Genomic DNA, 10,070 nt, shown 5'->3' on the forward strand with positions numbered 1-10,070 from the left:
GGGCCGGCCGCCGCCCCCGGAGCCGATGCCGACTCCTCTTCCGGCCCTTCCGGTCCTTCCGGCGACGATGCGGGCTCCACCGCCGATCCGGGTTCCGAGGGATCGTCGGGCGAGGCCGGGCAGACCCGGGGCAGGCGCCGGATCGCCGTGCTCTTCACGGTCGCCACCCTGGCGTACGCGCTCGACCTGATCAGCAAGCTGATCGTGGTCGCGAAGCTGGAGCACCACGAGCCGATCGAGATCATCGGAGACTGGCTGCGGTTCGAGGCGATCCGCAACGCGGGCGCGGCCTTCGGCTTCGGCGAGGCCTTCACGATCATCTTCACGGTGATCGCCGCGGCTGTGATCGTGGTGATCGCCCGGCTCGCCCGCAAGCTCTACAGCCTGCCCTGGGCGATCGCGCTCGGCCTGCTGCTCGGCGGCGCTCTCGGTAATCTCACCGACCGGATCTTCCGTTCGCCGGGCGTCTTCGAGGGCGCGGTCGTCGACTTCATCGCACCCAAGCACTTCGCGGTCTTCAACCTCGCCGACTCCGCGATCGTCTGCGGCGGCATCCTGATCGTGCTGCTGTCCTTCCGGGGTCTGGACCCGGACGGCACCGTCCACAAGGACTGAGCGGCCAGGCTGCCGTACGGCGGTGTCCGGCCCGTCCGGCATACTCGACGGGTGAGCACCGTTCCCGAGATCCGCACCCTGCCCGTACCCGACGGCCTGGAGGGCGAGCGTGTCGACGCCGCCATCTCCCGCATGTTCGGCTTCTCCCGCACGAAGGCCGCCGAGCTCGCCGCGGCGGGGAAGGTCACGGTCGACGGCTCGGTGGTCGGGAAGTCCGAGCGGGTGCACGGCGGTGCCTGGCTGGAAGTGGAGATGCCGCAGGCGCCCGCGCCCGTGCAGATCGTCGCCGAGCCCGTCGAGGGCATGGAGATCGTGCACGACGACGACGACGTGGTCGTGATCGTCAAGCCGGTCGGGGTCGCCGCGCATCCCAGCCCCGGCTGGTCCGGACCGACCGTGATCGGCGGCCTCGCCGCCGCCGGGTACCGCATCTCGACCTCGGGCGCCGCCGAGCGCCAGGGCATCGTGCACCGCCTCGACGTGGGCACGTCGGGCCTGATGGTGGTCGCCAAGTCGGAATACGCGTACACGTCGCTCAAGCGCCAGTTCAAGGAGCGCACGGTCGACAAGCGCTACCACGCGCTCGTCCAGGGCCACCCGGACCCGACCAGCGGCACCATCGACGCGCCCATCGGCCGGCATCCGAACCACGACTACAAGTGGGCGGTCACCGCCGAGGGCAAGCCCTCCGTCACGCACTACGACCTGGTCGAGGCGTTCCGAGCGGCCTCGCTGCTCGACATCAAGCTGGAGACCGGGCGCACGCACCAGATCCGCGTCCACATGTCGGCCCACCGGCACCCGTGCGTCGGCGACCTGACGTACGGCGCCGACCCGACCCTCGCCAAGCGGCTCGGACTCACCCGGCAGTGGCTGCAGGCGGTACGGCTCGGATTCGAGCACCCCGGGGACGGGCAGTGGGTCGAGTTCGAGTCCGGCTACGCCGAGGACCTGCAGACGGCGCTGGACCGGGTGCGTGAGGAGAGCTACGCGTGACCTCGTCGCCCTATGTGGTGCGGGTCGCCGAGGACCCCGCCGACCGTGAGGCCTGCTTCGCGGTGCGCAAGGAGGTCTTCGTCGTCGAGCAGCGGGTCCCCGCGGATCTCGAGTACGACTCGTACGACGCCGACGCCGTGCATGTGCTCGCCGTGCGCGAGGACGGCATGCCGCTCGGCGCGGGGCGGCTGCTGTACGGCGTCGGGGCGGCGGCCAAGACGGGTGGCGAGACCGGCGTCGGATCCCTGGGACGGCTCGCCGTCGTGCAGGCCGCGCGCGGGCTCGGCGTCGGGGCCGCGGTCGTGAGGGGCATCGAGGAAGCGGCCCGCGCGCGGGGGCTGACAGCGGTCGATCTGCACGCGCAGACGCATGCGCTGGGGTTCTACGAGCGGCTGGGCTTCGTGGCCTACGGGCCCGAGTTCCCCGACGCGGGGATGCCGCACCGGGCCATGCGGCGCGCTCTCTAGGTCCGTGACCGGTCCGGCCCCTGCCTCTTCTTCCGGTTTCCCGGTGAGGCCCGGGCGGGGGCGGTCACTCGCGGGCCGGGTCTTCGGTGGCACTCTGGGGGTCCGACCACCCGCTTCCCAGACCACCTCGGAGCGCTGACCGTGGACCAGCTGGCCCTGTTGTTCGTGCTGTTGCTCGGGGCCGTGGTGAGCGTCCCGCTCGGGGACCGCTTCGGTCTCCCCTCCCCGGTGCTGATGACGCTGCTCGGGATAGTGCTGGCCGTCCTCGACTTCGTACCGAACGTCGACATCCCGCCCGAGCTGATCCTGCCCGCGCTGCTTCCGCCGCTGCTCTACGCCGCCGTACGGCGCACCTCCTGGCGGCAGTTCACCGCCAACAAACGGCCGATCTTCCTGCTCGCCGTGGCCCTCGTGTTCGTCACCACCGCCGTGGTCGCGGCGGTCGCCCACACGATCGTGCCCGGGCTGCCGATCGCCGCCGCCGTGGCGCTCGGCGCGCTGGTGGCGCCGCCCGATCCGGTCGCCGCGACCGCCGTCGCCGGACAACTCGGTCTGCCGCGCCGCCTGGTGTCGATCCTGGAGGGCGAAGGGCTGTTCAACGACGTGACGGCCATCGTGCTCTACCACGTCGCCATCGCCGCCGCCGTCAGCGGCTCCTTCTCGCTGCCGGGCGCCGCTCTCGACTTCCTGCTGTCCGCCGTCGTCGCCATCGCCGTGGGAGTCGGACTCGGGTGGGGCGCGAACCGGCTGATGGACTACCTCGGGGACCCGACGCTGCAGATCGGGCTGACCCTGCTCGTGCCGTACGCCTCGTACGTGATGGCCGAGGAACTGCACGGGTCCGGGGTGCTCGCGGTGCTCACCACGGCACTGTTCCTGGCGGAGTACGCGAACGACCCCGACGACGTCATGACGAGGCTCGCGGGGCACACCTTCTGGAACATCGTGGACACGCTGGTCACCGGGGTGGCGTTCGGGCTGATCGGGCTGGAACTGCACAACGCGATCAGGACGGCGTCGGGCCGGTGGGGGGAGATGCTCGGCTGGGCCGCCGCGATCGTGGGGGTCGTCATCCTCGTACGGCTGGCGTGGTTGCTGCCCGCCACATGGCTGACGAAGCGGTTGCACGCGAAACGGGACCACGACGAGGACATCCCGACGACCTGGCGGGAGACCGTCGTCATGTGGTGGGCCGGGATGCGCGGGGTGGCGTCCGTGGCGCTCGCGCTGGCCATTCCGCTGGAGATGGAGAACGGGGCGCCGTTCCCCAACCGGGACGAGATGATCTTCATCGCGTTCGGTGTGATCATGGCGACGCTCGTGGTGCAGGGGCTGAGCCTGCCGTGGCTGGTCCGGAAGCTGGGGGTGCAGGCCGACACCGGCCGGGAGAAGGAGTTCGAGAAGACGCTCGCCGTGCGGGCGGCCAAGGCGGCGAAGGCACGGCTCAGGGAGATCGGGGAGACGGAGGACCTGCCGGAGGAGCTCACCGAGCAGTTGCTGCGGCGGGCGTTCGACATCGGCTACCGGATCAGTCCCGACATGGGGGAGGACGAGCGGCAGGAGGCACACGAGCAGCGGGCCCGCCGGATCAAGCGGGTGCGGCGGATCCAGGGGGAGATGCTGTCCGCGGCGCGGCACGAGGTGCTGGCGGCACGGGGTGAGGCGGGGGCGGACCCCGAGGTGGTGGACCGCGTGCTGCGGCATCTCGACGTGCGGAGCCTGCGGTGACACCTTCCAGCGGGCGGAGCGGGTCCGGCCGTTCGTGACCGGGCGCGGGTCGGCGAAGGCCGGCCGCGGCAATTCCCCGCGCCCCTGCCGGGGCGCGGGGCACAGACTCAGCGCCGGGGCGCGGGGAACAGGCTCAGCCCCGGCCCGTCCGCGGGGGCTCCACGGCACGGCTGCGGGCCGATCGCGGGCGTTGTCCGTCGTTGCCGTTCGCGTGGACGGTGCCCGGCCGCAGGATCGCGTCGGCCGTGTTGACGCGGGGCAGGGCGTACGGGTGGTGCTTGGTCAGCCAGCGGAGCATCTGCTCGCGGACGGTGACGCGGACCGTCCAGACGTCGTCCGCGTCCTTCGCGGTGACCAGCGCCCGCACCTCCATCGTGCTGGGCGTCGAGTCGGTGACGGCGAGGCCGTAGTCGCGCCCGTCCCACGCGGGGCACTCACGGAGGATGTCGCGGAGCTTGGCGCGCATCTCCTCGACGGGCGCGCTGTGGTCCAGGTGGAAGAAGACCGTACCGGTCATCTGCACGCCACCTCGGGACCAGTTCTCGAAGGGCTGCGACGTGAAGTACGACACCGGCATGGTGAACCGGCGCTCGTCCCAGGTGCGCACGGTCAGAAAGGTGAGAGTGATCTCGTCGACCGTGCCCCACTCACCGTTCACCACCACCGTGTCACCGAGCCGCACCATGTCACCGAAGGCGATCTGGAACCCGGCGAACATGTTGGCAAGGGTGGACTGCGCGGCCACACCGGCGACGATGCCGAGGATGCCGGCCGAGGCGAGCAGCGAGGCACCGGCCGCGCGCATCGCGGGGAAGGTCAGCAGCATCGCGGCGACGGCCACCACACCGACGATCGCGGCGACCACCCGCTGGATCAGCGCCACCTGCGTACGGACACGGCGGACCCTGGCCGGATCGCGGTGGGCGTTGGCGTAGCGGGAGTACGAGGAGTCGACGATCGCCGTCGCGATACGCACCAGCAGCCAGGCCGTGGAACCGATGAGGACCAGGGTCAGGATCTGACCCACCCCCGCGGAGTGCTCCTTGGTGAGTTCGGCCTGGTCGTACGATCCTCTCAGCATCGCCGCGCACATCACGAACTGCAGTGGAAGACGGCAGCGGCGCAGCAGGCCCCACAGTGGGACCTGAGGGTGGCGTTGATCGGCACGTCGCAGCAGCAGGTCGACCAGCCAGCCGACGAGCAGCGTCACTACGAGCGAGCCGCCGATCACGATCAGCGGGCGAAGGACGTTCTCCATGCCTTCGACCGTAACCGGCCGGGGCCGGTCATGAACATGTGGTCCGGGTCGCATCGGTGCACCGGCCCGTCCGTCCGGTGCGGCGGGCGGCTCGACGGGCTGCCGTCGTGCCTGGTCGGCCCCGTCCCGGCGGTGTCGTACGCGGCTGGCACCATGGGCGCATGAACATCATGCTCTTCCATTCGACCTACGGTCTGCGGCCCGCGGTGCGGGACGCGGCGGACCGGCTGCGTGCCGCGGGTCACGAGGTGTGGACGCCCGACCTCTTCGAGGGCCGCACCTTCGAGACCGTCGAGGAGGGCATGCTCTTCAAGGACGAGCTCGGCAAGGAAGAGCTGCTCAGGCGCGCCGTCCTGGCGGCGGCGCCGTACTCCGAGCGCGGGCTGGTGTACGCGGGGTTCTCGCTGGGCGCGGCGACCGCGCAGACCCTGGCGCTCGGTGACGACAAGGCGCGCGGGCTGCTGCTTCTGCACGGCACGTCCGACATCGCGGAGAGCGCCTCGGTGGACGAGCTGCCGGTCCAGTTGCATGTCGCCGAGCCGGACGCCTTCGAGCCCGACGACTGGCTGAACGCCTGGTACCTGCAGATGGGCAGGACCGGGGCCGACGTGGAGATCTACCGGTACGCGGGCGCCGGGCACCTCTACACCGATCCCGGCCTGCCGGACTTCGACGAGGAGGCCGCCGAGGCCACCTGGCGGGTGGCGCTCGGCTTCCTCGACAGCCTGTAGGCCGACGGTCGGGAGGCCGACGGTCTGTGGACCGACAGCCGGAGGCCGTCGTCGCGTCGGCCTCCGTGGCTGGTCAGCCGCCGCGGGATCAGACCGGGTCGTACGTCCGCTCGACCTTCTGCGTGCCGCTGCGTGTGCGGTACGAACGTGCCCAGGAGGCCGTCGCGTTCCTGGACGTGCGGTCGGAGAGGACGTAGTAGTCCATCTGCGCCCGCTCGGCGGTGAGGTCCAGGACGCCGTAGCCGTGGCGGTCGGTGTCGACCCAGCGCACGTGCCGGTTGGCGGCCCGGATCACGGGTGAGGCCAGGGCCGAGACCGTCCCCTCGGGGACCTTGACGAGGTCGTCGAGGTTGTCGGAGGTCACCGACGTGACGACGAACTCGGTGGCGGCGGAGGCCGACAGGGGATACGTACCGGCGTTGTGCGGCACGTCGTTGGCCCAGGCCATGTGGATGTCGCCGGTGAGGAAGACCGTGTTGCGGATCGCGTTGTCCCGCAGGTGCGCGAGCAGTTCACGGCGGTCGTCGGTGTAGCCGTCCCACTGGTCGGTGTTGAGGGCGAGGCCCTCCTTGGGCAGGCCGAGCAGTTCGGCGAGCGGCTTCAGGAGCTCGGCGGAGAGCGAGCCGATGGCGAACGGGGCGATCATCACCGAGTTGCCGACCAGCCGCCAGCTGGTGTCCGAGGTCCGCAGCCCCGTCTTCAGCCAGTCGAGCTGGGCGCGGCCGGTGAGCGTACGGTTCGGGTCGTCCACGGTGCCGTTGCCGACCTTCACCTGCTGCGAGCGGTACGAGCGCAGGTCGAGCAGGGAGAGATCGGCGAGCTTGCCGAAGCGCAGCCGCCGGTAGGTGGTCCCCTCGATCGCGGGCCGGACCGGCATCCACTCGAAGTAGGCCTGTTTGGCGGCCGACTGACGGGCGGACCAGGTGCCCTCGGCGCCCTCGGTGTGGTTCTCGGCGCCGCCCGACCAGGTGTCGTTGGCGAACTCGTGGTCGTCCCAGATCGCGATGACCGGAGCCGCGGCGTGCAGGGCCTGGAGGTCCTGGTCGGTCTTGTAACGGCCGTGCCGGGTGCGATAGTCGGCGAGGGTGACGATCTCGTGGGCCGGGGCGTGCGGGCGTACGACGGTGTCCCGTGTCCCGTACTCGCCGGTCCCGTACTCGTAGATGTAGTCGCCCAGATGGAGCCAGGCGTCCAGGTCGCCGCGGGCGGCGAGGTGCCGGTACGCGGAGAAGTAGCCGGCTTCCCAGTTGGCGCAGGACACCACGCCGAAGCGCATGCCGGCCACGGCGGCGTCGTGCGCGGGGGCCGTGCGGGTGCGGGCGGCCGGCGAGTCGGTGCCGCCGCTGGAGAAGCGGAACCAGTAGTCCGTGGCGGGCTTCAGACCCCGGATGTCCGCCTTGACGGTGTGGTCGGAGGCGGCGGTCGCGGTGGTGGAGCCCTTCGTGACGACGTTCGTGAACGCCTTGTCCGTGGCCACCGTCCAGCCGACCTCGACGTCCGGGCCGAGCCCGGAACCGGGCATGGCCTCGGCGGTGGGGGTCACCCGGGTCCACAGGAGGATGCCGTCCGGCAGCGGGTCACCGGAGGCGACACCGTGCAGGAACGCGGAGGCCTGGGCGGCGCGGGCCGGCAGCGCGGCGGCGAGCGGGGCACCGAGCACGGCGGTGGCGGCGGCCGCCTTGACCACCGTACGGCGGCGCGGGGCGGCGGGATCGGGACTGGAGTGGGATCTGAGTCGACTGGTCACGGCCGGTCAGATTACTGATGGGTAGGGCTTTCTGTAAGACGAAGGACGTGACGGGTGGGCGAACTCGGAAAGTCCGCCCACCCTTACGGAGCGCGCTACTTGGTGACGCCCGCGTCCTTGAGGGACTTCTGCCAGTCGGCGACGGTGCTCGGGTTCTTGATCACCTTGTCGTTGATCTTGATGGTCGGCGTCGAGTCGACCCCCTTGGCGTCGTCGAAGGACTTGCTCATCTTCATCGCCCAGGCGTCGTACGTGCCCTTCTCGACGGCGTCCTGGAACTTCTTGTTGTCCTTCAGCGCGTCCACCGTGTTCGCCACCTTGATCAGGTAGCTGTCCTTGGCGAGGTCGTCCGTCGTCTCCTCGGGGTGGTACTTCGCCGAGTACAGCGCGGTCTTGTACTCCAGGAACGCGTCCGTGCTGACGTTCAGCGCGGCGCCCAGCGCGCTCACCCCGTTCTTCGAGCCCTCGCCGCCGAGGTTGCCGTCGAGGAACGTGCCGAGGGTGAAGGAGAGCTTGTAGTCGCCGTCCGTCATGCCCTTGTTGACCGTCTCGCCGATGGTCTGCTCGAAGGACGCGCAGGCGGGGCAGCGCGGGTCCTCGTAGAGGTGGACGGTGTTGTCGGTCTTGGAGTCGCCGATGACGACGGTCGTGCCGTTCTTGCCACTGGTGTTGGCGGGGGCGACGACCTTCGCGTCGGCGGCCGCGTCCCACTTCGAGGGCTTGTTGTTCTGTACGACGGCGTAGCCGATGCCGCCGGCTATCGCGAGGACCGCGACGATCGAACCGGCGACGATGACCTGCCGCCTGGCCTTGTCACGCTTGGCCTGGCGCTCGCGCTCGACGCGCAGCCGCTCACGGGCCGCCGACTTCGAGGCCTGGCTGTTCCGCTTGCTCATGATCGTTCTCCATGGTGATGGCAGGTGTACGGGGACTGGCGTGCTCAGGCGGGAACGGCCGAGCACGGCGGTCCACGCCGCCCCAGGGAGTGCACGAAGAGCCGCGTACGCGTGGCGGCCACCCGGCGCGTGGGCCGCGGCAGCCGGCGCACCGGAGCGCGGCGCACGGTCACCGTGGCGACCGCGACCATCAGCGGACGGAAGCCGGCGGCGGCCATCGCGTCCAGGAGCTGGGCCAGGGCCCGCTCACCGCGCCGCAGCCAGGCGGCAGCGAGGAGGCCCACCCCGACGTGCGCGCCGAGCAGCAGCCAGGCGGCGCCCGGGTCGGCCTGCGCGAGCAGGGCCGCGGCGGGCGGGGACTCCCCGCCCGTCACCCGGGCCAGCGGGGCACCGACCTCGCCGCCACCGCACAGCACGTCGAGACCGACCGAGCGCAGGGGGCCGGCGACCGGGCCGCCCGCCTTGCCGTAACAGGCGTGCTGACCCGCGGTGAACAGGGTGTCGGCGGCCAGCTCCAGCGGGATCAGCAGGGCCGCGATCCGCCCGAAGCCGCGCTCCCGGCCCGCCAGCGCGTACGCGACGACGAAGACGGCACCGGCGATCGCGGCCACGGTGGTCAGCGGCAGCGGGACCCGGGACAGCAGCACGTGCGACGCGGTGCTGAGCGTCACGACCAGCGCCGTGAACAGCGCCGCGCGCACGGCTCTGAGCTGGGTCCCGGATATGTCCATAGCGCTGAAGAGTCTGTCACGTACTCCTGTAAGGGACCCCTAAGACGTCGTTTCACTTGGTGAGTCGGCGGTGGTTGATGAGGCTGGTGGCGATGGCGGTGAAGGCCAGGAAGTGTTCGGGCTTGCGTTCGTAGCGTCGGTGGAGGCGGCGGCATCCGCTGAGCCAGGACATGGTGCGCTCGACCACCCAGCGGTGTCGGCCCAGGCGTTGTGAGTTCTCGACACCGCGGCGGGCGATGCGAGGAACGATGTTCCGCTCACGGAGCCATCGACGCAGGTAGGGATAGTCGTAGCCCTTGTCGCCGTGGAGCTTTGCCGGCCGGCGACGCCGCGGACCGCGAGGACTGCGGACCGGCGGGATCCCCATGACCAGCGGTTGCAGGGCCAGGCTGTCGTGGGTGTTGGCGGCCGAGATCGCGACAGAGACGGGCAGGCCGGCACGGTCGACGACAAGATGGATTTTCGATCCCAACTTGCCGCGGTCGGTCGGATTCGGTCCCGTCAACTGCCCCCTTTGAGGGCGCGGACACTGACCGAGTCCACGGCGAATCGTGACCAGTCCAATCCCCCCTGAGCACCGAGTTCATCGAGGATGACGCGGTGCAGGCGAGCCCACACACGCTGCTGAGTCCACCGCGCGAAACGTCGGTAGACGGTGGGCCAGACTGGCCCGAACACCGGCGGCAACTGCCGCCAGGAACAGCCCGACGTGGCCACGAACACGATCGCGGTCAGGCATTCACGGTCCCCGGCCCGCCGACGGCCCCCGCCCTGCGGACGCACCACCACCGTCTCCGGCACCACCCGCCGAAACAGCTCCCACAACTCATCCGAGACCAGATGCTCAGCAAGACTTGTCATACCAACACAACGACTCTCCTCGCCAAAGGAAACGTCGTCT

The 10,070-nt window shown here is 70.7% G+C and carries 10 protein-coding genes; 5 read left to right on the forward strand and 5 right to left on the reverse strand.

What is annotated here, in order from left to right:
- The 4 genes from lspA to KUF83_RS23345 all read left to right on the forward strand — a co-directional run.
- Positions 1-615: signal peptidase II (lspA, locus tag KUF83_RS23330; RefSeq protein ID WP_254644267.1), on the forward strand; the 615-nt coding region annotated here is incomplete at its 5' end.
- Between the two features lie 51 nt (positions 616-666).
- Entirely contained in the window at positions 667-1,611 is a 945-nt protein-coding gene (locus KUF83_RS23335) for an RluA family pseudouridine synthase (RefSeq protein ID WP_217456754.1), read from the forward strand.
- The gene (locus KUF83_RS23340) at positions 1,608-2,078 is read left to right on the forward strand and encodes a GNAT family N-acetyltransferase (RefSeq protein ID WP_217456755.1); all 471 of its coding nucleotides are present in this window, start codon (positions 1,608-1,610) and stop codon (positions 2,076-2,078) included. Before KUF83_RS23335 ends, KUF83_RS23340 begins: the two co-directional genes overlap by 4 nt.
- Positions 2,079-2,219: 141 nt before the next feature.
- Positions 2,220-3,806 (forward strand): Na+/H+ antiporter, encoded by a 1,587-nt coding sequence (locus tag KUF83_RS23345; protein WP_217456756.1) that lies wholly within the window; start codon positions 2,220-2,222, stop codon positions 3,804-3,806.
- Between the two features lie 133 nt (positions 3,807-3,939).
- Here KUF83_RS23345 and KUF83_RS23350 read toward each other — a convergent pair whose 3' ends face one another.
- Positions 3,940-5,064: a mechanosensitive ion channel family protein gene (locus KUF83_RS23350; RefSeq protein WP_217456757.1), complete on the reverse strand. Its 1,125-nt coding sequence runs from the start codon at positions 5,062-5,064 to the stop codon at positions 3,940-3,942.
- Positions 5,065-5,225: 161 nt separating this feature from the next.
- Here KUF83_RS23350 and KUF83_RS23355 point away from each other — a divergent pair, with 161 nt between their 5' ends.
- Positions 5,226-5,795, forward strand: coding sequence for a dienelactone hydrolase family protein (locus KUF83_RS23355; RefSeq protein ID WP_217456758.1), 570 nt, complete (start codon positions 5,226-5,228; stop codon positions 5,793-5,795).
- A gap of 88 nt (positions 5,796-5,883) precedes the next feature.
- Here the strand turns inward: KUF83_RS23355 and KUF83_RS23360 are convergent, their stop codons facing one another.
- From KUF83_RS23360 to KUF83_RS23375, 4 genes are all read right to left on the reverse strand, one after another.
- Entirely contained in the window at positions 5,884-7,542 is a 1,659-nt protein-coding gene (locus tag KUF83_RS23360) for an alkaline phosphatase (RefSeq protein WP_217456759.1), read from the reverse strand.
- 95 nt (positions 7,543-7,637) lie between these two features.
- Positions 7,638-8,438, reverse strand: a complete 801-nt coding sequence (locus tag KUF83_RS23365; protein ID WP_217456760.1) for a DsbA family protein — start codon at positions 8,436-8,438, stop codon at positions 7,638-7,640.
- A 44-nt stretch (positions 8,439-8,482) separates the two neighbouring features.
- A complete protein-coding gene (locus KUF83_RS23370; protein ID WP_217456761.1) occupies positions 8,483-9,169 on the reverse strand; it encodes a hypothetical protein in 687 nt (228 codons plus the stop codon).
- A gap of 52 nt (positions 9,170-9,221) precedes the next feature.
- A protein-coding gene (locus KUF83_RS23375) for an IS5 family transposase (protein ID WP_217456034.1) occupies positions 9,222-10,030 on the reverse strand; the annotation gives its coding sequence in 2 pieces (ribosomal slippage) (positions 9,222-9,680 and positions 9,683-10,030; 807 coding nt in all).
- Positions 10,031-10,070 lie beyond the last annotated feature (40 nt).

This window comes from Streptomyces sp. BV286, assembly GCF_019090165.1.
GTDB lineage: Bacteria > Actinomycetota > Actinomycetes > Streptomycetales > Streptomycetaceae > Streptomyces.